The organism is Burkholderia sp. AU16482, assembly GCF_002223285.1.
GTDB lineage: Bacteria > Pseudomonadota > Gammaproteobacteria > Burkholderiales > Burkholderiaceae > Burkholderia > Burkholderia semiarida.
Genome location: NZ_NKEY01000003.1, coordinates 1,231,820 through 1,254,298 on the forward strand (window position 1 = coordinate 1,231,820; position 22,479 = coordinate 1,254,298).

The following is a 22,479-nucleotide window of genomic DNA, read 5'->3' on the forward strand; positions in this document are numbered from 1 at the left end:
ACGATGCATCTGCTGCGCACCACGCCGGGCGGCTTCGTCGACGATACGCAGGGCGTCGTCCGGATCGACCAGCAGCCGGCCGACATCGTGATCCTGAGTTCGGCCGACACGACGCTGTCGCTGCTCGCGAGCGTCGTGCCGCACTTGCCCGAAGGATTTCCGAGCGTGCGGCTCGCGAACGTCACGTTCCTGCGGCAGCCGGCGTCGGTCGATTTCTACGTCGACGACGTGCTGCGTCACGCGAAGACGGTCGTGATCGATCATCTCGGCGGCGAAGCATACTGGCCGTACGGGATCGAGCAGGCCGTGTCGCTCGCGTCGAAGCGCGGGCAGCAGCTCGCGATGTTCTCGGGCGACCTGCAGGAGGACCCGAACCTCGTCGCGAAGAGCACGGTCCGGCCCGACCTGTGCCGGCTGTGGTGGCGCTATCTGCGCGAGGGTGGCGTGCACAACGCCGACGCGCTGCTGCGCAGCATCGCGTTTCACACGCTCGGGTTCGGCGACGAGCCCGAACCGCCGCGCCCGCTGCCGGCCGCCGCGCTGTATCACCCGGCGCGCGACCGCGCGAGCGTCGACGACTGGCGGCCGCGCTGGACGCCCGGCGCACCGGTCGTCGCGATCCTGTTCTATCGCGCGCACTGGCAGGCCGCGAACACGGCCGTGTTCGACGCGCTGGCCGACGCGCTGATCGACGAAGGACTGAATCCGCTGCCGATCGCGCTCACGTCGTTGAAGGACGCGGTGAGCCGCGAGGTCATCACGCAGCTGTGCGACACGCATGGCGTCGCGCTCGTGCTGAATACCACCGCGTTCGCGGCCGGCGCGATCGACAGCCCCGAACACGACGTGCTCGCGGGCGACGCGCCGGTGCTGCAGGTGATCCTGTCCGGCGGCAATCGCGACGCGTGGCTCGCCGACAGCCAGGGCCTGCACGCCCGCGACATCGCGATGCACATCGCGCTGCCCGAGGTCGACGGGCGCATCGTCACGCGCGCGGTGAGCTTCAAGGGGCTCGCGTATCGTTGCCCGCATACCGAGGTCGACGTCGTGCGCTACCAGCCGGATGCCGAGCGGATCGCGTTCGTCGCGGCGCTCGCGCGCGGCTGGTGCCGGCTGCGCACGCTGGATAACGCCGACAAGCGCATCGCGCTGATTCTCGCGAACTATCCGCAAAGCGAAGGGCGGATCGGCAACGGCGTCGGGCTCGATACGCCGGCCTCCGCGCTGCGCGTGCTCGCGGCGCTGCGCGACGCGGGCTATACCGTGGCCGACCTGCCGCCCGACGGCGACGCGCTGATTACGCGGCTCACCGAGGGCGTCACCAACGATCCCGCCGTGCGTACGCTGCGTCCCGCATTTCAGAGTTACGCGCTGGCCGACTACGTCGCGCGGTTCGCGCGGTTGCCGGCCGCCGTGCGCGATGCGCTGAACGAACGGTGGGGGCTGCCCGAAGCCGATCCGACGCTGCGGCAACAGCGTTTCACGATCGCCGGCTGGCGCGCGGGCAACGTGTTCGTCGGCATCCAGCCGTCGCGCTCGCGCGACGAGAACGACTACGCGAGCTACCACGATGCCGACCTCGTGCCGCCGCACGCGTATCTCGCGTTCTATTTCTGGCTGCGCGATGCGTATCGCGTCGACGCGGTCATCCACCTCGGCAAGCACGGCAATCTCGAATGGCTGCCGGGCAAGAGCGTCGCGCTGTCCGACGCGTGCTGGCCCGACCTGACGCTCGGGCCGCTGCCGCACCTGTATCCGTTCATCGTCAACGATCCGGGCGAGGGCAGCCAGGCGAAGCGCCGCGCGCAGGCTGTGATCGTCGATCACCTGATGCCGCCGCTCACGCGCGCGGAAAACTACGGGCCGCTGCAGGATCTCGAACGGCAGGTCGACGAATACTACGAAGCGCTGATGGTCGATGCACGGCGCGCGAAGCTGCTGCGCAAGACGATCCTCGCGACGATCGCCGAGCATCGTCTGCACGACGAGCTGAGCGTGTCGCCGCCGCGCGATGCGGGCGACGAGGATGCGCTGCTCACGCGGGTCGACGCGTGGCTGTGCGAATTGAAGGAAGCGCAGATTCGCGACGGGCTGCACGTGTTCGGCGCGTCGCCGGTCGAGCGCCAGCGGCGCGACACGCTGCTCGCGCTCGCACGTTTTCCGGTCGGCGACGGCAAGGGCGAACGGGCCGGGCTGATCGGCGCGCTCGCGCGCGATCTTGCGCTCGGCGACGCGTTCGATCCGCTCGCGGCCGACTGGGCCGCGCCGTGGACGGGGCCGCGGCCGGCCATCCTGCAAACGCTCGACGCGTCGCCGTGGCGGCATGCGGGCGATACGCGCGAGCGGCTCGAACGGCTCGCGCAGCACTGGCTGGCCACTGTGTGCGGAACCGCTTCGGAGAATTCCGGTATCGACGTGCCGCCGCCCGGCGAATGGCCGCATACGCTCGCGGTGATCGAGCGCGTGCGGTCGACGCTGTTGCCCGCACTCGACGCGTGCGGCCGCGAGGAAATGCGTCAACTGCTGCGCGGGCTCGACGGTCGTTTCGTGCCGCCGGGGCCGAGCGGCTCGCCGTCGCGCGGCCGCCCCGACGTGCTGCCCACGGGCCGCAACTTCTACTCGGTCGATACGCGCGCGGTGCCGACGCAAGCCGCGTGGTCGCTCGGGCTGAAATCCGCGCAGCAACTGATCGAACGCCATCTGCAGGATCACGGCGACTATCCGCGCGCGATCGGGCTGTCGGTGTGGGGGACGGCCACGATGCGCACCGGCGGCGACGACATCGCGCAGGCGTTCGCGCTGATCGGCGTGCGGCCGAAATGGGCGCACGGCAGCCACCGCGTGACCGACTTCGAAATCCTGCCGATCGAGATCTTCGACCGGCCGCGCATCGACGTGACGCTGCGCGTGTCGGGCTTCTTCCGCGACGCGTTTCCGAACCTGATGCATCTGTTCGACGCGGCCGTGCAGGCGGTTGCCGCGCTCGACGAGCCGGAGGAGTTGAACCCGATCCGCGCGCGCATCGAGCGCGAACGCGAGAAGTGGGTCGCGCAGGGCGTGGCGCCCGACGACGCGCGGCGCCGCGCCGGCTGGCGCGTGTTCGGCGCGCGGCCGGGCAGTTACGGCGCGGGCCTGCAGGATCTGATCGACCAGCGCCGCTGGCAGACCGACGCCGATCTCGCCGATGCCTACCGTCAATGGGGCGGCCACGCGTACGCGCAGAACAGCGCGGGCGACGCGGCGGCCGACGTGTTCGGCGAGCGGCTCGCGACGATCGACGTCGTCGTGCAGAACCAGGACAGCCGCGAGCACGACATCCTCGATTCGAACGACTACTACCAGTTCCAGGGCGGGATGACGGCGGCCGTGCGCCATCTGTCGGGGCAGCAGCCGAGCATCTATCACGGCGACCATGCGAACCCGGTCGCGCCGAAAATGCGCACGCTGCGCGAGGAAATCGCGCGCGTGATCCGCTCTCGCGTCGTCAACCCGAAATGGCTCGACGGCGTGAAGCGTCACGGCTACAAGGGCGCGGCCGAGCTGGCCGCGACCGTCGATTACCTGTACGGCTATGACGCGACCGCGCGCGTGCTGTCCGATCACCAGTACGCGCTCGTCGCCGACGCGTACCTGTTCGACGACGCCACCCGCGCGTTCCTCGAACGGCACAACCCGAAGGCGCTGCACGGCATCTGCGAACGCTTCGTCGAAGCGATGCAGCGCGGGCTGTGGCAGCAGCCGGGCTCTTATCGCGAGCGGATCGAAGCGGTCTGGCTCGCCAGCGAACAACGCCAGGAAGGAGGACCGCGATGACCGATCCGACGATGCACCGCGCCCGCGCGGTTTTTCCGTTTACGGCGCTCGTCGCGCAGGACGCACTGCAGCAGGCGCTGCTGCTCGCCGCGATCGACCCGTCGCTCGGCGGCGTGCTCGTCAGCGGCCCGCGCGGCACCGCGAAATCGACGGCCGCGCGCGGCCTCGCGGAGTTGTTGCCGGAAGGGCAGTTCGTCACGCTGCCGCTGTCGGCGAGCGACGAGCAGGTGACGGGCACGCTCGATCTCGCGCATGCGCTCGCCGAAAACGGCGTGCGCTTCCGGCCCGGCCTGCTGGCTCGCGCGCATCTCGGCGTGCTGTACGTCGACGAAGTGAACCTGCTTGCCGACGGGCTCGTCGATACGCTGCTCGACGTCGCCGCGAGCGGCGTGAACATCGTCGAGCGCGATGGCGTGTCGCACGCGCACGACGCGCGGTTCGTGCTGGTCGGCACGATGAATCCCGAGGAGGGCGAGCTACGCCCGCAGTTGCTCGACCGCTTCGGGCTGATGGTCGAACTCGAGAACTGCTTCGACGCTGGGCAGCGCGAGCGGATCGTGAAGGCGCGTCTTGCGTTCGATTTCGATCCGGACGCGTTTCGCGCGCGTCACGCGGTTGCCCAGCGCGAACTCGCGGACCGGATTCACGCGGCGCGCGCGCGGCTGCCGGCGCTGGATTTCGACGATGCGGTTCATGCACGTGTCAGCGCGCTGTGCATCGATGCGGCCGTCGACGGGTTGCGCGCCGATCTCGTGATGCTGCGCGCCGCGCGCGCGCTGGCCGCGCTGGAGCAGGCCGACGCGGTGACGGTGTCGCACGTGGAGCGCGTGGCCGAAGCCGTCCTGCGGCACCGGCGCCATGCGGAGCCGCCGCATCAGTCGTCGCGCCAGTCGTCGCAACACGACGGCGAACGCGACGATCGTTCGCCGCCGGATACGCGCCAGCAGCCCGGCGACCGATCGGGCGAAACACAGGCCGGCGCGTCGGCATCGCAGGGCGACTGGGGTTACCTGCCACCCGAACCGGCCGGGCTGCGCGACGTGAAAGGCGTGGTGCCGCTGCCGCTAAAAAAACGCTGAGCCATCGAGCCGGCGCCGCCGCGAACGCGATTCGCGGTCCTCGATGGCAATCAGGCGCAGCGGCGCGCGTGCCGGGTACGTTGCGTGCCGGCACGGCCGTCGCGTGGCCGGCGACGCTCGCCGCGAAACGCGGGAGCCCGCTGCATCGCGACCATCTGCGCTTCGCGAAACGCGCGGGCACGCCGCACGCGCTGCATTGCTTCGTGCTGGATTGTTCGGCGTCGATGCTGTCGCACGAGCGGCTCGCGCTCGCGAAGGGGCTGATCGTCGCGTATTTCGATCAGGCCGCGCGTGAGCGTGCCGAAACCGCGCTGGTCTGCTTCGGCGGCAACGGCGCCGCGCGGCGCTTCGGCCCGGCCGTGCCGCGCTGGTGGAATGCGCGCTGGCTCGAGCCGGTCGACGGCGGCGGCGGCACGCCGCTGGCGGACGGCATCGCGGCCGCCGCGCAGTTGCTCGCCCGCGCGGCGCGCCGCGAGCCGGCCAGGCAGCGCTGGCTGTGGGTGCTGTCCGACGGGCGCGCGCGAGAGATGCCGGCGAGACCCGCGGCAGCCGATCACGTCGTGTTCGTCGACTTCGACGATGCGGCCGTGCGGATCGGGCAGGGCCCACGGCTTGCCGCGGCGTGGGGCGCGCAGTGGGTGACGGCCGACGCGCTTCGCACGGATCTCGCGGGCTGATGGCCGCCCGGCGGTGCGCTATGATCACCGTTTCCGCTTCTGCTCCCTGGAAACTCCCGCCATGCAAGTATTGGTCGATGCCGACGCGTGTCCCGCCGTCATCAAGGACATGCTGTTTCGCGCCGCGCGTCGTGCCGAAATCTGCGTGACGCTGGTCGCGAACCAGTTTCTGCGCACGCCGCCGTCGCCGTTCATCAAGGCCGTGCAGGTGCCGGCCGGCTTCGACGTGGCCGATGCGCGCATCGTCGAGCTGGCGGAAGCCGGCGACCTCGTGATCACGGCCGACATCCCGCTGGCCGCCGCGGTGCTCGACAAGGGCGCGCATGCGCTCGACCCGCGCGGCAACTGGTTCAGCCGCGAAAACATCGAGGAGCGCCTGTCGACGCGCGCGATGATGGACCAGTTGCGCAGCGCGGGCATCGACACGGGCGGGCCGGCGCCATTCAGCGCACGCGACGGCAAGGCATTCGCATCGCAGCTCGACCGTTTTCTGGCGCGGCACGGCAAGCCGTAACGACACGTCGGCGCCCCCGCCGGGATGCAGGTTTGCGCCGACGCTGCTATCGTGTGGCGCGAACCCCCAGCACAGGAGCGCACGCGTGTCACCGACCCAACTTCTCGTTCCGACCTACACCCAGATGCTGCGCGCGCAGTCCGCGTGGCTCGACAAGGCCGTCGCGCACCGGCAAGCCGCGGGCGAGGAACCCGACGCGGCGATGACGCTGAGGCTGGCGTCCGACATGTATCCGCTCGCCGCCCAGGTGCGTTTCTCGTGTTTCCAGGCGATGGAGCCGGTCCACCGGCTGCGTGGCGAGCCGCTGCCGGCTGCCTTGCTGGCGCTGCGCGAGGCCGGCTGGAACGCCGATGCGCAACCGGGCTCGCCGGCCGACGCGCAGGCGATCATCGCCGGCACGCTTGCCTTTCTCGGCGAACTCGCGCCCGATGCACTTGACGGCGGTGCGGCCCTGCCGATCTCGCTCGAGCTGCCGAACGGGACCGCGTTCGACATGACGGGCGAACAGTACGCGCGCGACTGGGCGCTGCCGCAGTTCTACTTTCACGCGATCGCCGCGTACGCGATCCTGCGCCATCACGGCGTCGAGCTCGGCAAGGCCGATTACGTGCCGCACATGCTCGCGTACGTGCGGCCGGGCACGATTCCGCAAGGCTGAGCGGGCCATCCCGGGGCGGCCGCGAAGCGACATGACGCGCGCACTGTTCATCTGTAGCCGCAACCGGCTGCGCAGCCCGACGGCCGAAGCGGTATTCGCCGCGTGGCCGGGCATCGAAACCGATTCCGCGGGCCTCGCGCCCGATGCGGACGCGAGGCTCACCGCCGAGCAGCTCGACTGGGCGGACATCGTGTTCGTGATGGAGCGCGCACACAAGGCGCGACTGTCCGCGCAATTCGGCGCGCATCTGAAGCACCGGAAGATCGTCTGCCTCGACATCCCCGACCGCTACGCGTTCATGCAGCCCGAACTCGTCGCGCTACTCGAACGCAAGGCCGGCCCGTTCCTGCGCGCGTAATCGCCGCGGTCGGTACCCGAGCCCGAGCCCGAGCCGGCGTCGACCTCGGCGAAGCAGCTCGCTCGTGCACTCTGAAAAACAGTCGAGCCGCGGCAGTTCGATGATCTTGCGCGTCGGTACGCTCGCCCGAGCGTGTCGAGCCGGTCGACGGTGAATCACATGCAGCGCGCGATCTCGTTGCTCGCGCACGGCGTCAGGTTCGCCGGCACGTCGGCCAGGCCACCAACACGTGACGCAGCTTCGTCAGGCCGCCGAACCGCACCACGTAGTCGAGTGCGAGCCCCTCCAGCCGCGTTTCCTCCGCAAGCTCCCGCTGCGCGGCTTCGAGCGGCGTGTCGTGCGCCGCCCGGCGGCGACGGCATGCAGCCCGCAGCGCCGACGTGACCGGCCGTTCGTGACCGTTCCATGCGCCGCGGTCGCGCCCACGGACGACAGTTCACGCGTGCGTGTAGATTCCGCTGCGCGCGGGTTTCGCCCGGCGCGAATGGCGGCGCTTGTCAACGGCACGCCGGTGATGACGCGACGGCGCGGTGACGTGCCGGCGCGCGGGCGCGGGCCGCGCGGCCGGCCCCGCAGCATGCGGCGCGGCGCCCGGCATCCCGGTTTGTCCTTCGCCGAAGTGGAAAGTCTGGTTCTGCGCGTGCGCGACGCCCAGCGACGACACCAGCACGAAGGCCGCCAGCCACAACCGTTTCATGAATGTTCTGCCTTGTATGGATAGGGATGAAGGTTGGCCGCCAGCTTAGCGAAGCGCAGGGCGCCACCGCAACCGGCGCGCGTTCGGTGTCATCCCCACTTGGACGCGACGGAGTGATCCGGACGGCAAGCGGGTCCATCCGGGCTTGACAACATAATTCGTGAGTGTGAATATAAATTCACGTACAAGAATTATTCATCGAATCCGGACTGGCCGCGCGCAAGCGCCGGCCCACCGGAACCGGCAGTCCGATCGACCGGAACCAGGAACCAGGAGCGAGACGCATGGCGGAACACGAGCAGCAGGGCGCGCTGGCGGGATTGCGCATCATCGATCTGTCGCGGGTGTTGGGCGGCCCGTACGCGACCCAGATCCTCGCCGACCACGGCGCGGAGGTGATCAAGGTCGAACCGCCTTCCGGCGACGAGACGCGTACGTGGGGCCCGCCGTTCGACGGCGACACAGCGTCGTACTTCCTCGGCGTGAACCGCAACAAGCTCGGCATCGCGCTCGACCTGACGCAGCCGGCCGATCGCGAGCGGCTGCTCGGGCTGCTCGAACACGCGGACGCGCTGGTCGAGAACTTCAAGATCGGCACGATGGAGCGCTGGGGGCTCGGTTTCGATGCGCTGCACGCGCGGTTTCCGCGCCTCGTTTATTGCCGCGTGTCGGGTTTCGGCGCGGATGGTCCGCTCGGCGGGCTGCCGGGCTATGACGCGGCGGTACAGGCGCTCGCGGGGCTGATGAGCGTCAACGGCGAAGCCGGCGGCGCACCGTTGCGCGTCGGTGTGCCGATCGTCGATCTCGTCACGGGGCTGAACGCGGCGCTCGGCGTGCTGATGGCGCTGCGCGAGCGCGATGCGAGCGGGCGCGGCCAGTTCGTCGAATCGACGCTGTTCGACTGCGCGCTGTCGATCCTCCATCCGCATACGCCGAACTTCTTCCATTCGGGCCAGGCGCCCGTGCGCACCGGCAACGCGCATCCGAACATCACGCCGTATGACAGCTTTCCGACGGCGGGCGTCGACATTTTCCTGGCGGTCGGCAACAACGGGCAGTTCGCCGCGCTGTGCGACGTGCTCGGCACGCGCGACTGGCTCGACGATCCGCGCTTCGCGGACAACCGCGCGCGCAGCCAGAACCGCGCCGCACTGCGCACGCTGCTCGAAACGGCGCTGGCCGCGCACGACGGCGCGACGCTCGCCGAGCGACTGATGCACCGCGGCGTGCCGTGCGCGCCCGTGCTCGGGCTCGACGCGGCGCTCGCCCATCCGCACGTCGCGCATCGGCGGATGAAGGTCGAGCTGGGCCGGCATCGCGGCATCGCGTCGCCGATCAAGCTCGGCCGCACGCCGGCCACGTACCGGCGGCCGCCGCCCGCGCTGAACGAACATGCGGCACAGGTGTTTGCGGATGACAACGGCAACGACGACAACCGCCGGACCTGACCGGCCTGGCCGCGCGCGCCGGCACACCAACAATTCGGACACCACGCCGGCCCGCGCATCGACACGCACCGACACGCGCACCGGCTGAAGAGGAGACGCATCATGCTCGCATGGATCGGCGCGATCGCCATCGTCGCGCTGTTCGGCCTGATTATCACGAAGCGGCTGTCGCCGCTCGTCGCGCTGATCGTCGTGCCGGTGGCCGCGTCGCTCGCGGCCGGCTTCGGATTGCAGACCGGCAAGTTCGTCGTGCACGGCGTACAGAACATCGGCCCGATCGCCGGGATGTTCGTTTTTGCGATTCTATTTTTCGGTATCCTCACCGACGCGGGGATGCTCGATCCGATCATCGCCGGCGTGCTGCGCGTGATCGGCTGCCATCCGCCGCGCATCGTGATGGGCTCGGCGCTGCTCGCGCTGCTGATCCATCTCGACGGCTCGGGCGCCGTCACGTTTCTCGTCACGCTGCCCGCGATGATGCCGCTCTATACGCGGCTAGGGATGGATCGTCGCATCCTCGCGTGCGTCGCGTCGATGGCGGCCGGCGTCAATTTCCTGCCGTGGGTCGGGCCGATGCTGCGCGCGTCGGCCGCGCTGCACATTCCCGGCTCGGCGATCTTCACGCCGATGATCCCGGTGCAGATCGTCGGGCTCGTGTTCGTATTCGGCACCGCGTACGTGCTCGGCGTGCGCGAGGCGAAGCGGCTCGGGCTCGACCGCGCCGGCGCGGCCGCGCTCGCGATCGCACCGCGCGAGCTGACCGACGCCGAGCGCGCGTTGCGCCGGCCGGGCCGCTTCGGAATCAACGTCGCGCTGACGCTGGTCGTGCTCGTCACGCTGGTGTCGGGCATCGTCGACCCGATGGTGATGTTCATGCTCGGCACGGTCGCCGCGCTCGTGATCAATTATCCGGACGTGCACGCGCAGCGCGAGCGGATCGACGCGCATGCGAAGGCCGCGCTGATGATGGCGAGCGTGCTGCTCGCGGCCGGCGCGTTCACCGGCATCATGTCCGGCACCGGGATGCTGAAGGCGATGGCCGAGGTCGTCGTCGCGCACGTGCCGGTCGAGCATGCGCGCCACATGCCGTTCGTGCTCGGGCTGCTGTCGATGCCGCTCAGCCTGCTGTTCGATCCCGATTCGTTCTACTTCGGCGTGCTGCCGGTGCTCGCGGAGAGCGGCAAGCTGCTCGGCGTGCCACCGATCCAGATGGCGCAGGCCGCGCTGCTCGGCCAGATGACGACGGGTTTCGCGGTGAGCCCGCTCACGCCCGCGACGTTCCTGATCGTCGGTCTGACCGGCGTCGAGCTCGCCGAGCACCAGAAATTCACGATTCCGTTCCTGTTCGCCGCCACCGTGCTGATGGTCTTCGCCGCGGTCGCGACGGGCGTGTTTCCATTGTGAGCGGCGCGGCCGTTCACGCTTGCCGGGAGAGCAGTCCATGCAGTTCGACCTGACCGACGACCAGCGCGCGATCGAAAGCGCGATCGAGAAAATCTGCGCGCGCTTCGGCGACGACTACTGGCTCGAACGCGATCGCGCGGGCGGGTTTCCGGCCGATTTCCACGCGGCGCTCGCCGAGGCCGGCTGGCTCGGCATCGCGATGGATCCGGCCTACGGCGGCGCCGGCCTCGGGATGACCGAGGCGGCGCTGATGATGCGCACGATCAGCGCGTCGGGCGCCGGGCTGTCCGGCGCGTCGGCCGTCCACATGAACATCTTCGGGCTGAATCCGGTGCAGGTGTTCGGCAACGATGCGCAGAAGGCGCGCTTCCTGCCGCCGCTGATCGCCGGGCGCGACAAGGCATGCTTCGCGGTGACCGAACCCGACGCCGGGCTCGACACCACGCACCTGAGCACGCAGGCGCGCCGCGACGGCGATCACTACGTGCTGAGCGGGCGCAAGATCTGGATCTCGACCGCGCAGGTCGCGAACAAGATGCTGATCATCGCGCGCACGACACCGCTCGATCAGGTCGCGAAACCGACCGACGGGCTGAGCCTGTTCTATACCGACCTCGACCGCTCGCGCGTCGAGGTGCGCGAAATCGAGAAGATGGGCCGCAAGGCGGTCGATTCGAACATGCTGTTCATCGACAATCTGCGCGTGCCGCGCGATGACCTGGTCGGCAACGAAGGTGACGGCTTCCGCTATCTGCTGCACGGGCTGAACCCCGAACGGATCCTGATCGCCGCCGAGGCGATCGGGCTCGGGCAGGCCGCGCTGCGCCGCGCGACGCAGTATGCGTGCGAGCGCGTGGTGTTCGGCCGGCCGATCGGGCAGAACCAATCGATCCAGCATCCGCTCGCGCAAGCATGGATGCAGCTCGAGGCCGCGTGGCTGATGGTGATGAAGGCCGCGACGCGCTACGACGCGGGCCAGTCGTGCGGCGCGGAGGCGAACGCGGCGAAATACCTCGGCGCGGAAGCGGCGTTCCAGGCGTGCCAGACGGCGATCGCGACGCACGGCGGGATGGGGTACGCGAAGGAATACCATGTCGAGCGCTACCTGCGCGAGTGTATGATTCCGAGGCTCGCGCCCGTGAGCCCGCAACTGATCCTGTGCTACATCGCGGAGAAGGTGCTCGGGCTGCCGAAGTCGTACTGACCGTACCGACCCGGCGGCCCGCCCGGCGCGCGGGTTCCCGTTCCGAATCAAGCGCTCGTCATGGACGTCAAACTCGTTGCCCGCACGCTCGACCTGTTCGAGCTGTTCGCCGCCGAACGGCGGCCGCTGCCGCTCACCGAACTCGCGCGCCTGCTCAACGTGCCGGCGTCGAGCTGCCTCGCGATGGCGCGCACGCTCGTGAGCCGCGGCTATCTGTACGAAGTGCGCAAGCGCGGCGGCTACTATCCGACGCGGCGCCTGCAGACGGTCGCCGCCGCGATCGACGCGACCGATCCGGTCGTCGACATCGTGCATCCGCACCTCGTCGCACTGCGCGACGCGAGCCGCGAAACAGCCGTGCTCGGCAAGATCCAGGGCGCGTCGGTCACGTACCTCGACGTCGTCGAATCGGAGCAGGCGATCCGCTATACGCGCCAGCCGGGCGAACTGCGGCCGCTGCATGCGAATTCGATCGGCAAGGCGATCTTCGCGGAACTCGCCGCCGATGCGCAGCAGGCGCTCGGCGCGCAACTGCCGTTCGAACGCTTCACCGACGCGACGGTGGCCGACCTGCCGGCGCTCGTCGGGCAGACCGCGCGGTTTCGCGAACTCGGGTGGGCGGAGAACTTCGGCGAAAGCGCGCCCGAACTGTCGGCGATCGCGGTCGCGCTGACGCTCGACGGCGACTGGTACGGGCTGTCGATCGTCGGGCCGACCGAGCGGATCCGCCAGCATCGCGACACGCATGCGGCGCTGCTCGTCGACGCGAAGGCGCGGCTGCTGGCCGAGCACGCGCGCGGGTAGGGCGCCGGCTGCGGGCCGTCGCCGGCGTGCGGTCCTGCCACGCCGGGAACGGCCCGCCGCGCGTCACGCGCGAGCGCGCCGCACCGTCACGACTTCACCCACACGCCGCCCGCGCTCGGGTTGTCGCCCTGCGTCCACCATTTCGCGCAATACTTCGCGCCCTGGTACGTCACGCACGTGCCGCCCTGGTACGCGGTCGTCGCCGACCACGCAGGCGTGCCGCCGCCGATCGGTTTCCACACGGCGGCCTGGCCGGGCACGTCGCCCTGCGTCCACCACTGCGCCTGATACGTCGTGCCCTGGTAGGTGACCGTCGCGCCGGCCGTATAGACCTGGCCGGCCGCCCACGGTGCGCCCGGCTGAGGCGTGCCGCCGTCCGAGCCGCCGCCGTAGTTCGGGTCCTGCGTGACGCCCGCGCCCCACTTGCCGTCGAGCTTCCTGAAGATCGCCGCGAACGCGTACGGCTGCTGCGCGACGCCCGAGCAGGTCGGCGACGCATACGTGCCGCCGGACGGGCACGCCTGATCGCGGCCGACCGACCAGTTGCCGAAGAAGCCATAGCCGTTCGCGACCGCCGCGTTCAGCACGGTCTGCGCATTCGCGAGCGTGAAGGTTTCGCCCTGCACGTCGTTCACGCCGATCATCGGCGTGACGCCGACCATCTGCCACAGCTGCGCGTTGGTCTTCGGCTGGCCGGCGGACTTGAACGCCGTATCGAGCTGCGAATACAGCGCCTGCGCGGCGCTGATCGCCGCGGCGCCCATGTCGATGTTCGCGGGGCCGTAATCCATTGCCATCACGTTGACCGCATCGAACGTGGTCTTGTTCGCGATGGCCGCGTTGACGACGTTCACGCCGTCCTGCGTGAGCCCGGTCGGCATCGTCGGCAGCGTCAGCGTCACGTGCAGCGGCTTGCCCTTCGCCGCGTAGTCGGCCTGCAGTTGCGCGACCGCCTGGAAGTTGCGCGCCACCGCCGCCGTATCCTGCTGCGACGCACCCTCGATGTCGAAATCGACATGCGTGAGGCCGTACGTATCGATCACCGTCTGGTATGCAGTCTTCAGCGCGGGAACCGTCGAGCACGCCTGCATCAGCGGCGTGCCGTTCGCGCCGCCGAACGACACGGCGACTTCGCCGCCTTTCGCGCGGTAGCTCGCGATCGACGTGGACAGCGCGGTCAGCAGGCCGCCGCTCGCGCCGTTGCCGATCGGCTGCACGCCGCCCCACGACGGCACGCAGCCGTTGCCCGCGACCACGAACGCGAGCGTGAACTGCTGGATGCCCTGGCGTACGCCGATCTGGTCGACCAGCGGTGTCGGATAAAGCGTCACGTCGACATACGGTGCATAGACGCCGGCACCGTGCGACACGCTCGCCATCGCGAGCAGACAACCCGCGGCGAACGCACGCGGAACGAAACGCGGCAACACATTGTTGTTCATTCTGTGTTCTCCAAGTGGAAGAGGGATACGCTGGCCTGCGTATCGCCGCCGGCGGGCAACGCAGGTGTCCCACCGGCGGCGTGCCTATCTTGGAGGATTCGCGTCGAATAGGGAATTTAGGTGTTCTTCTTTTTGCTATTCGATTTCCGATACGTAACGAACTTGCCGATTCGTTCGCGTTTCGAAACGCGGGGCGGGCACTTTTTCCGACCGGTCGCGCGACGCAGTGCGCATGGACCGGTTCCAGCGAACCGGCGACGCGCCGGCATGCCGATCGCCGGCGCGCGTGCATGCGCATTCACGCGAGCGTCGCCCCGGATGCGGTACGCGCCACGCCGCGCGCAGCCGCGTTCACCGATACCAGCGCGGCGTATAGACCCATTCGCGCGTGTTGCCGATCGCGAAACGCCGTGTCGTCGACGAGCCGACGATCACCATCGTGCGCATGTCGACCTGCTCGCCGCGCAGCGCGCCGAGCGTCGTCGTCGAGAGCGTCGCGCCCGGCCGGCCGATGTCGCGGCCGAGCACGACCACCGTATCGGCCGCGCGATGCGCGCGCACGATATCGAGCGCACGGTCGAGCTGCCACGGCCGCGCGCGCGAGATCGGGTTGTAGAACGCCATCACGAGATCGGCTTGCGCCGCGTGCCGCAGGCGCGTCTCGATCACGTCCCACGGCTTCAGGTTGTCCGACAGCGAGATCGCGCAGAAATCGTGGCCGAGCGGCGCGCCGGCCTGCGCGGCCGTCGCGAGCGACGCGGAGATGCCGGGCTCCACGCGCAGGTCGACCGTGGCCCATTGCGGGTCGCGTGCTTCGTCGAGCGCTTCGAGCACGGCCGCGGCCATCGCGAACACGCCGGGGTCGCCCGACGACACGACCGCGACGCGCCGGCCCTCGGCCGCGAGTTCGAACGCATGGCGCGCGCGCTGCATTTCCTCGCGATTGTCGGTGCCGTGCACGCGCTGGTCCGCCCGAAACGGGCCGGCCATGTTCACGTAGGTCGTGTAGCCGAGGATGTCGGTCGCGTCCGCGAGCGCCGCGCGCGCGGCCGGCGTGAGCCATGCTGCGCCGCCCGGGCCGAGGCCGAGCACCGTCAGGCGGCCGCGTGCGCGGCCGAGCGTGGCCGGATCGACCGGCTGCGATGCGACCGCGCACGCGAGACCGTTCGATGCGTCATGCAACGTATGCGTGACGCGCAATGCGCGGCCGAGCAGCGTGGCGGCGTCCGCGGGCGCGTCGCGGTCACGATCGCCACCGCTATCGACGAAACGCAGCGGCACGTCGAGCGTGCTCGCCGCTTCTTCCAGTGCGGCGTCGCCGATCGCCGACGCCGGCGCGACGATGGCCGCGAGCGCCAGCCGCGCGAGGCCTTGCGCGTCGAGCGCGGCTTCGATACGCACGGCGAGCGCTTGCGCTGCATGCACGGCATCCGCCGCCACGCCGACCACCACGCTGCGCGGATGAATCACGAGTTCGTCGCGCGCGCCGCGCCACGCATCGGGCGTCACGCGAATCGCATGCGCGGCCGCGGCATCGCGCGGCAACGCGACCCCGTCGAGCCACGGCGCGGCGCCGTCGATGCGCGTCGACGCGCCCGCGAGCAGGTCGGACACGAAGCGCTTGCCTTGCGCGAGGTCGGCGAGCGCGTAGCCTTCCGGCGGATTGAGTACGCATGCGCCGAAGCGCAGTTCGCCGCTCGTCGTGATCGCCGGTGCAACGCCGACGCATGCGGCGATTTCACGCGCGATCGCGTTGACGCCCGTCAGCCCGCCGAGCAGCGGCACGACGGCCGAGCCGTCCTCCGCGACCGCGAGCACCGGCGGCTCGACGCCCTTGTCGGCGAGCGCGGGCGCGAGGCAGCGGATCACGATGCCGGCCGCGCACAGCGCGACGATCGGCAAGCCGCGTGCATAGAGTTCGCGCAGGTGCGCGCCGAGTTCGTCGAACGACACGTCGGCGTCGACGCGCGAGGCAAGCCCGTGCACGCGGGCGCCCGGGTAACGCGCCTGGATACGCCGTGCGGTATCGAGCGCGCCCGCGCCGAGAATCACGATCGCGGGCGGCGTCGTCATCCTTGCCATTTTTCCCCCGGCACGACGAGCAGCGAGAAATACGGCGACGCCATCGGATCGACCTCGTCGAGCGGCACGATGCGCTGGTTCGCCATCGTCGCGCGCTCGACGTACAGCGCGCGCTTCGCGAGCCCGAGTTCGTCGAGCACGCGCCGCACCTTGTCGAAATTGCGGCCGAGCTTCATCACGACGGCCGCGTCGGCCCGCGCGAGCCGCTCGCGCAGTTCGTGCTCGGGCAGCACGCCCGACAGCACCGACAGGCTCTGGTTGCGATAGACGAGCGGCTGGCCGAGCACGGCCGTGCCGCCGAGCATCGCGCACACGCCGGGAATCACCTCGGTGTCGTAGCGCGGCGCGAGGCGGTCGTGCAGATACATGTACGAGCCGTAGAAGAACGGGTCGCCTTCGCAGATCACCGCGACGTCGCGGCCCGCATCGAGGTGCGCGGCGACGATCTCGGCCGCGGTGTCGTAGAAATCGGCGATCACCGTCTCGTAGCACAGCGGCGGCGGCAGCGCCTCGGTCGTCACCGGGTAGACGAGCGGCAGTTGCGTCTGCCCGTCGAGCAGGTGCGCCTCGACGATGCCGTACGCGTTGCCTTTCTTGCCTTTCGCGACGAAATACGCGACCACCGGCGCCGCCTGCAGCACGCGCAGCGCCTTGATCGTCATCAGTTCGGGGTCGCCCGGGCCGACGCCGACCCCGAACAGCCGTCCGCGCGCCGTCGTCATTCGACCTCCGTTGCAAGCGCATTGACCGCGGCGGCGGCCATCGCGCTGCCGCCGCGCCGGCCGAGCAGCGAGACGTACGGCACGCCGCGGCTGTCGGCGTCGAGCATCGCCTTCGATTCGGCCGCGCCGATGAAACCGACCGGGAAGCCGAGGATCAGCGCGGGGCGTGGCGCGCCGGCGTCGATCATGTCGAGCAGATGAAACAGCGCGGTCGGCGCATTGCCGATCACGACGACGCTGCCCGCGAGATGCGGGCGCCACAGTTCGAGCGCCGCGGCCGAACGCGTGTTGCCCAGTTGCCGCGCGAGATCGGGCACCTCCGGCTCGCCGAGCGTGCAGATCACGCGATTGGCCGCGGGCAGCCGTGCACGCGTGATGCCTTCGGCGACCATCCTCGCGTCGCACAGGATCGGCGCGCCGGCCGCGAGCGCGGTACGGCCGGCCGTGCCGGCGCCGGCGGAAAAACGCAGGTCGTACACGATGTCGACCATCCCGCACGCATGGATCACGCGCACCGCGAGTTTCTCGAGATCGGGCGGGATCTGCGACAGGTCGGCCTCGGCGCGGATCGTCGCGAACGACTGGCGGTAGATTTCCTGCCCGTCGCGAATGTAGTCAAGCATCGGTGGTGTCCTGGGTGTGCCGCGCGTCCATGAGTCGGACCGAGGCCTGGTCAATCGTCAGATGGCGCGCGAGCGGGGCGCCGAGGCCCGCGGTCGCGTCGCGCCGGTAAAGGTCGTAGTGCGCGGGCGCCACCGCGACGAGCGTATGCGCGGCGGGGTGCGGCAGCGCGCAGTGGCGTTCGCAACCGGTCAGATGCACGTCGAGCGGATGGCCGAGACGCGCGGCGAGCGCGCGCGCGTCGTGTTTCGTGTCGGCGTGCGCTTTCGCGCAGCCTGCGCTGCCGGTGCAGGCGACGAGCGCCGCCAGCGGTTCGGACGACGCGCACACGAGGCCGAGCGACGCGAGTGCTTCGCGCATCGCGGCCGCACGCGCGTTTGGCACGCCGTGCATGAACACGCCTTGCCACGGCGTCATCGACAGCGTGCCGTCGCCGTCGGCTTCGGCCAGCGCCGCGAGCCGTTCCAGTTGCGCCGCGTCGAGCCGGCCGAGCGCGAATTGCGCGCCGATGCTGCAGCGCGCCGCGTCGCGCGACGGGCGGGCGCCGAAGCGCAACGCGGGGTCGGTGCGCGTGCGCCGCCAGTCGGCAAGCGCCGGATCGGCCGCGAGCGGGAAGGGCAGGTCGTGCTGCGCGCGTTCGAGCAGCGTGCGTTCGTCGCACGTCTCCAGCAACGCGCGCATCCGCGTGACCTCGGCCGGCGCGAGATCGAGGAACGCGCGCAGCAGCGCGCGAACCAGCGCGACGGCCTGATCGGGCGATACGTCGACCGAAGCCGGCCGGTCGCCGCGCGCAACCGGCGGACAGCCGGCCAGCCCCGCCGCGACACGCATCGCACCGTCGCCGCGACGCCACGCCGCCAGCCAGATGTCGTGCGGATGATCGAGCGCCGCGACCGTTTCGCCGCCGTCGAGCTGGATCGAGAATTTCGGCGACAGTTCGCCGCGGCGCGGCTCGCTCGCCAGCATGTCGAGCAGCGACTCGGCGAGCGCGCGGCTATCGACGAGCGCGGCCGGGTCGTGCCCGGCGAGCGGGCTCACCATCACGTTGCGGACGTCGTCGCTCGCCGCGAGCGCGGCTGCATCGACGGTGGCGTTGTCGGCGCTTGCGCGGGGGCCGAGCCCCGCGTCGAGCAGCGCGTGCGCCAGCGCATCGGCCGCGCCGTCGCGAATGCCGCGCAGCTGGAGATTCGCGCGATTGGTCGCGTCGATCGCACCGGAGCCGTACAGGCGCGCGGCGGCGGCGATCGCGCGCGCCTGGCGCGCGTCGAGCCGCCCGCCCGGCAGCTTGATCCGGCACAGCCCGCCGTCGACGGCCGCGACCACGCGCACGAGCCCCGGGCAAGCCGACGGGCGCACGGCGGGCGACGCAGGAATCGAATCGGGAGCGGAATTCAACGGGATACCGGGACAGTGTGGCGCCGCGGCCAACGCATCGGTACACCCCGCCCGACGCCGACTGGCACGCACGCACTTTCTGGCCGGCAGGTCTCCTGGCTGACAGGTCGGCGCCGGCTCCCGGCCTTCCCGGTGAAACCAGTGGCATGAGGGGGAGATCGGCTCGCTGTCTACAGTTGCGGGGGCAGCCACAGCGGCGCTCGAGGCGCCCTGTGTTCCCTCTTCGGCCCCGAGGGGCACCGGCGAACGAACGGCCGTAGGATACCCGATTTCGGCCGCGATTCGCGACCGGCCGGCCGCTCGCGGCGGGCGAAGCGGGCAACGATCGGGCGCTGGCGGGCCGGCGGATGAAACGCCGGGTGGAACACGGTACCATGCCGTTTTTCGCAATGCGGACGGCTGCACCGGCGCTTTCACGGCCGCGCGGCGACACGATGGAATCGAACGATGGGGAAGGGTGCATGACGGCGTGGCTGACGGTAGTGGGCATCGGCGACGACGGTTACGCGGGGCTCGGACGCCACGCGCGGCGCGCGCTGCTCGACGCGACGCATGTGGTCGGCGCGAAACGGCATCTCGACATGCTGCCCGCCCGGCTGCGGGCCGCGCGCGAAGCTTGGCCGTCGCCGTTCGACCTGTCGGGGCTGCTCGCGCGCCGCGGCGCGCCCGTATGCGTGCTCGCGAGCGGCGACCCGATGCTGTTCGGCGTCGGCGCGACGCTCGCCCGCCAGCTTTCTCCCGACGAATGGCGCGTGCTGCCCGCGCCGTCGTCGCTGTCGCTCGCCGCCGCGCGCCTCGGCTGGGCGCTGCAGGACGTCGGCGCGGTGTCGCTCGTCGGGCGTCCGCTCGCGACGCTGGCGCGCCACCTGCTGCCGGGCCGGCGCCTGTTCGTGCTGAGCGCCGACGGCCGCACGCCGGCCGCCGTCGCGGCCGAACTCGCCGCACGCGGCTTCGGGCCGACGCGCGTCAGCGTGTTCGAGCATCTGGGCGGGCCGCTCGAGCGCCGTATCGACGGCCTCGCGCAGGACTGGAACGTCGACGAAACCGCCGCGCTCAATCTCGTCGCGCTGGACTGCCAGGCGGGGCCCGATGCGCCGCGCCGCGCGCTCACGCCCGGCCTGCCCGACGACGCATACCGCCACGACGGCCAGCTCACCAAGCGCGACCTGCGCGCGATGACGCTAGGTCGTCTTGCGCCGGCCCCCGGCGAACTGTTGTGGGACGTCGGCGCCGGCAGCGGGTCGATCGGCATCGAATGGATGCGCGCGCATCCATCCTGCCAGGCGATCGCGATCGAAGCGCATGCGGAGCGGCAGCGCTTCATCGAACACAACCGCGATACGCTCGGCGTGCCGGGCCTGCAACTCGTCGCGGGCCGCGCGCCCGCTGCGCTCGCGGGGCTCGCCGCGCCCGACGCGATCTTCATCGGCGGCGGCGCAACGGCGCCGGGTGTGCTCGACGCGTGCTGGGCGTCGCTGAAACCCGGCGGGCGGCTGGTCGCGAACGCGGTCACGCTGCAGGGCGAGATCGCGCTCGCCGCGTGGCGCGATGCGCATGGCGGCACGCTCACGCGCGTGTCGCTCGCGCATGCCGAGCCGCTCGGCCGCTTCGACACGTGGCGGCAGCCGCTGCCCGTCACGCTGTACGACGTGCGCAAGCCCGACGCGACAGACGCGGCCGGCTCGTCGCATATGTCGAACACGTCGAACCCAATGGACGCGTGATGCGCGACGAAACCCCCGAACAGCCCGCGCCGCTACGCTTCGGCTACACGACCGGCAGCTGCGCGACCGCGACGTCGCTCGCGGCCGCGCGGCTGTTGCTCGCGGGTCACGCGGACGACGCGGTCGAGATCGTGCTGCCGAAGGGGCAGCGCGTGATGATGCGGCTCGAATTCTGCCGCGCCACGGCCGAGGGCGCCGAAGCCGGCACGATCAAGGATGCCGGCGACGATCCGGACGTCACGCACGGCGCGCTGATCTTCGCGCGTGTCGCGCTCGCGGCCGCGCCTGGCGTGCGCTTTCATGCCGGGCCGGGCGTCGGCACGGTCACGCGTGCGGGGCTGACGCTGCCGGTCGGCGAACCGGCGATCAACCCGGTGCCGCGCCAGATGATGACCACGCACCTCGAAGCGCTCGCCGCCGAACACGGCTACGCGGGCGGCTTCGACGTGACGATCGGCGTGGAAGGCGGCGAGGCGCTCGCGCTGAAGACGATGAACCCGCGCCTGGGCATCGTCGGCGGGCTGTCGATCCTCGGCACGACCGGCATCGTGCGGCCGTTCTCGTGTTCGGCCTATATCGCGTCGATTCATCAGGGCATCGACGTCGCACGGGCGAACGGCATCGCGCACATCGCCGCCTGCACGGGCAACGCGAGCGAGGACGCGATGCGCGCGCACTACCGTCTGCCCGACATGGCGCTCATCGAAATGGGCGATTTCGCGGGCGCGGTGCTCAAGCACCTGCGGCGCGCGCCGGTCGCGCGCCTGTCGATGTGCGGCGGCTTCGGCAAGCTCAGCAAGCTCGCGGCCGGCCATCTCGACCTGCACAGCCGCCATTCGAGCATCGATCTGCCGCTGCTCGCGCAGTGGGCGGCCGAGGCCGGCGCGAGCGATGCGCTGCAGGCCGCGATGCGCGCCGCGAACACGAGCCAGGAAGCGTTGAAACTCGCGCAGGCCGACGGCGTGCCGCTCGGCGATCTCGTCTGCGCGCATGCGTTGCGGGTGGCGCGCGACATCGTGCCGCCGTCGGTCGCGGTCGAGATGTTCGCGATCGACCGGCAGGGCCGTTTCGTCGGGGAGGCGCGATGAGCCCGCGCATCCTGCTGCTCGGCGGCACCGGCGATGCGCTGAAGATCGCGCGCGTGCTGGGCCCGCATCATGTCTACAGTCTCGCCGGTCTCGGCAAGACGCCAGACGATCTGCGCTGCGACGTGCGCGTCGGCGGTTTCGGCGGCGCGGCCGGGCTGACCGCGTATCTTCGCGACGCCGGCATCGGTCTCGTGATCGACGCAACGCATCCGTATGCCGCGCAAATCAGCGCGAACGCCGCGGCGGCGACGCGCGCCGCGGGCGTGCCGCTCTGGGCGCTGCGACGCGCGCCGTGGACGCCGCAACCGGGCGACGACTGGCGGATGGTCGACGACTGGCCCGGCATCGAGGCCGCGCTCGCGCCGTTCAGGCGCCCGCTGTTCACGCTCGGCCGCGAGCCGCTCGCACATCTCGACGCGATCCCGCCGCACCAGTTCTGGCTCGTGCGCTGCCTCGATGCGCACCCCGGCAACGCCCGCGCGCAGGTCGTCGCGGCGCGTGGGCCGTTCACGCCCGAAGGCGAGCGCGCGCTGTTCGCGCTGGCCGGCATCGACGCCGTCGTCAGCAAGAACAGCGGCGGCGCGGCCACCGAGGCCAAGCTCGACGTCGCGCGCGAACGCAGGCTGCCGGTCGTGATGCTGCGCCGGCCGCCGCTGCCCGATGCCGACCGCGCGTTCGACTCGGTCACGGCGCTCATCGACGCACTCGATCCGGCCGCGCGCGCGTGACGCGACGCAGCGGTCATCCCA

Annotated in this window: 19 protein-coding genes, 1 pseudogene and 1 riboswitch; of the genes and pseudogenes, 13 read left to right on the top strand and 7 right to left on the bottom strand. The window is 70.8% G+C overall.

The window, feature by feature from the left end; all coding sequences use genetic code 11:
• Nucleotides 1-3 precede the first annotated feature (3 nt).
• From cobN to CFB35_RS08240, 6 genes are all read left to right on the top strand, one after another.
• Complete coding sequence (cobN, locus tag CFB35_RS08215) at nucleotides 4-3,813, top strand: cobaltochelatase subunit CobN (protein ID WP_089464748.1); 3,810 nt, start codon at nucleotides 4-6, stop codon at nucleotides 3,811-3,813.
• The gene (locus CFB35_RS08220; protein ID WP_089464749.1) at nucleotides 3,810-4,892 is read left to right on the top strand and encodes an ATP-binding protein; all 1,083 of its coding nucleotides are present in this window, start codon (nucleotides 3,810-3,812) and stop codon (nucleotides 4,890-4,892) included. The genes cobN and CFB35_RS08220 overlap by 4 nt, the downstream gene beginning before the upstream one ends.
• 68 nt (nucleotides 4,893-4,960) lie before the next feature.
• On the top strand, nucleotides 4,961-5,569 hold the full coding sequence (locus CFB35_RS08225; RefSeq protein ID WP_089464750.1) for a VWA domain-containing protein: 609 nt from the start codon (nucleotides 4,961-4,963) through the stop codon (nucleotides 5,567-5,569).
• A 61-nt stretch (nucleotides 5,570-5,630) separates the two neighbouring features.
• Nucleotides 5,631-6,083, top strand: coding sequence for a YaiI/YqxD family protein (locus tag CFB35_RS08230; protein ID WP_021160082.1), 453 nt, complete (start codon nucleotides 5,631-5,633; stop codon nucleotides 6,081-6,083).
• A gap of 85 nt (nucleotides 6,084-6,168) precedes the next feature.
• Nucleotides 6,169-6,741, top strand: coding sequence for a DUF1993 family protein (locus CFB35_RS08235; protein WP_089464751.1), 573 nt, complete (start codon nucleotides 6,169-6,171; stop codon nucleotides 6,739-6,741).
• Between the two features lie 31 nt (nucleotides 6,742-6,772).
• Entirely contained in the window at nucleotides 6,773-7,099 is a 327-nt protein-coding gene (locus CFB35_RS08240) for a low molecular weight protein tyrosine phosphatase family protein (protein WP_059584077.1), read from the top strand.
• A 48-nt stretch (nucleotides 7,100-7,147) separates the two neighbouring features.
• On the opposite strand, the pseudogene CFB35_RS35290 reads toward CFB35_RS08240, so the two are convergent.
• Together CFB35_RS35290 and CFB35_RS08250 are read right to left on the bottom strand one after the other, a co-directional pair.
• Nucleotides 7,148-7,436, bottom strand: a pseudogene (locus tag CFB35_RS35290) (NUDIX domain-containing protein); the annotation flags it as partial.
• 99 nt (nucleotides 7,437-7,535) lie between these two features.
• Nucleotides 7,536-7,796 (bottom strand): hypothetical protein, encoded by a 261-nt coding sequence (locus tag CFB35_RS08250; protein ID WP_059584075.1) that lies wholly within the window; start codon nucleotides 7,794-7,796, stop codon nucleotides 7,536-7,538.
• A 284-nt stretch (nucleotides 7,797-8,080) separates the two neighbouring features.
• Here CFB35_RS08250 and CFB35_RS08255 point away from each other — a divergent pair, with 284 nt between their 5' ends.
• From CFB35_RS08255 to CFB35_RS08270, 4 genes are all read left to right on the top strand, one after another.
• Nucleotides 8,081-9,244 carry a CaiB/BaiF CoA-transferase family protein gene (locus tag CFB35_RS08255; protein WP_089464752.1) on the top strand — a complete coding sequence of 388 codons (1,164 nt, stop codon included), beginning with the start codon at nucleotides 8,081-8,083 and terminating at the stop codon, nucleotides 9,242-9,244.
• A gap of 102 nt (nucleotides 9,245-9,346) precedes the next feature.
• On the top strand, nucleotides 9,347-10,648 hold the full coding sequence (locus CFB35_RS08260) for a CitMHS family transporter (protein WP_089464753.1): 1,302 nt from the start codon (nucleotides 9,347-9,349) through the stop codon (nucleotides 10,646-10,648).
• Between the two features lie 37 nt (nucleotides 10,649-10,685).
• Nucleotides 10,686-11,852: an acyl-CoA dehydrogenase family protein gene (locus CFB35_RS08265; RefSeq protein WP_059584064.1), complete on the top strand. Its 1,167-nt coding sequence runs from the start codon at nucleotides 10,686-10,688 to the stop codon at nucleotides 11,850-11,852.
• A 60-nt stretch (nucleotides 11,853-11,912) separates the two neighbouring features.
• Nucleotides 11,913-12,656, top strand: coding sequence for an IclR family transcriptional regulator (locus tag CFB35_RS08270; protein ID WP_059584062.1), 744 nt, complete (start codon nucleotides 11,913-11,915; stop codon nucleotides 12,654-12,656).
• 86 nt (nucleotides 12,657-12,742) lie between these two features.
• Here the strand turns inward: CFB35_RS08270 and CFB35_RS08275 are convergent, their stop codons facing one another.
• The 5 genes from CFB35_RS08275 to cobG all read right to left on the bottom strand — a co-directional run bounded on the left by CFB35_RS08275 (nucleotide 12,743) and on the right by cobG (nucleotide 18,918).
• The gene (locus CFB35_RS08275) at nucleotides 12,743-14,098 is read right to left on the bottom strand and encodes a chitinase (protein WP_060966103.1); all 1,356 of its coding nucleotides are present in this window, start codon (nucleotides 14,096-14,098) and stop codon (nucleotides 12,743-12,745) included.
• Nucleotides 14,099-14,449: 351 nt separating this feature from the next.
• Nucleotides 14,450-16,171, bottom strand: a complete 1,722-nt coding sequence (gene cobJ / locus CFB35_RS08280; RefSeq protein ID WP_089464754.1) for a precorrin-3B C(17)-methyltransferase — start codon at nucleotides 16,169-16,171, stop codon at nucleotides 14,450-14,452.
• On the bottom strand, nucleotides 16,168-16,902 hold the full coding sequence (locus tag CFB35_RS08285) for a precorrin-2 C(20)-methyltransferase (protein ID WP_077218400.1): 735 nt from the start codon (nucleotides 16,900-16,902) through the stop codon (nucleotides 16,168-16,170). The genes cobJ and CFB35_RS08285 overlap by 4 nt, the downstream gene beginning before the upstream one ends.
• Nucleotides 16,899-17,525 (bottom strand): precorrin-8X methylmutase, encoded by a 627-nt coding sequence (locus CFB35_RS08290; RefSeq protein ID WP_089464755.1) that lies wholly within the window; start codon nucleotides 17,523-17,525, stop codon nucleotides 16,899-16,901. Before CFB35_RS08290 ends, CFB35_RS08285 begins: the two co-directional genes overlap by 4 nt.
• Nucleotides 17,518-18,918, bottom strand: coding sequence for a precorrin-3B synthase (gene cobG / locus CFB35_RS08295; RefSeq protein ID WP_089464756.1), 1,401 nt, complete (start codon nucleotides 18,916-18,918; stop codon nucleotides 17,518-17,520). Before cobG ends, CFB35_RS08290 begins: the two co-directional genes overlap by 8 nt.
• Nucleotides 18,919-18,985: 67 nt before the next feature.
• Nucleotides 18,986-19,177: riboswitch (cobalamin riboswitch) on the bottom strand.
• Nucleotides 19,178-19,379: 202 nt separating this feature from the next.
• Between cobG and CFB35_RS08300 the strand changes: the two genes are divergently transcribed.
• From CFB35_RS08300 to CFB35_RS08310, 3 genes are read left to right on the top strand one after another with little or no spacing between them, the layout of a single operon-like run.
• A complete protein-coding gene (locus CFB35_RS08300) occupies nucleotides 19,380-20,642 on the top strand; it encodes a bifunctional cobalt-precorrin-7 (C(5))-methyltransferase/cobalt-precorrin-6B (C(15))-methyltransferase (protein ID WP_059584052.1) in 1,263 nt (420 codons plus the stop codon).
• Nucleotides 20,642-21,730 carry a cobalt-precorrin-5B (C(1))-methyltransferase gene (locus CFB35_RS08305; RefSeq protein WP_059584051.1) on the top strand — a complete coding sequence of 363 codons (1,089 nt, stop codon included), beginning with the start codon at nucleotides 20,642-20,644 and terminating at the stop codon, nucleotides 21,728-21,730. The genes CFB35_RS08300 and CFB35_RS08305 overlap by 1 nt, the downstream gene beginning before the upstream one ends.
• Complete coding sequence (locus CFB35_RS08310) at nucleotides 21,727-22,458, top strand: cobalt-precorrin-6A reductase (protein ID WP_060009848.1); 732 nt, start codon at nucleotides 21,727-21,729, stop codon at nucleotides 22,456-22,458. The genes CFB35_RS08305 and CFB35_RS08310 overlap by 4 nt, the downstream gene beginning before the upstream one ends.
• Nucleotides 22,459-22,479 lie beyond the last annotated feature (21 nt).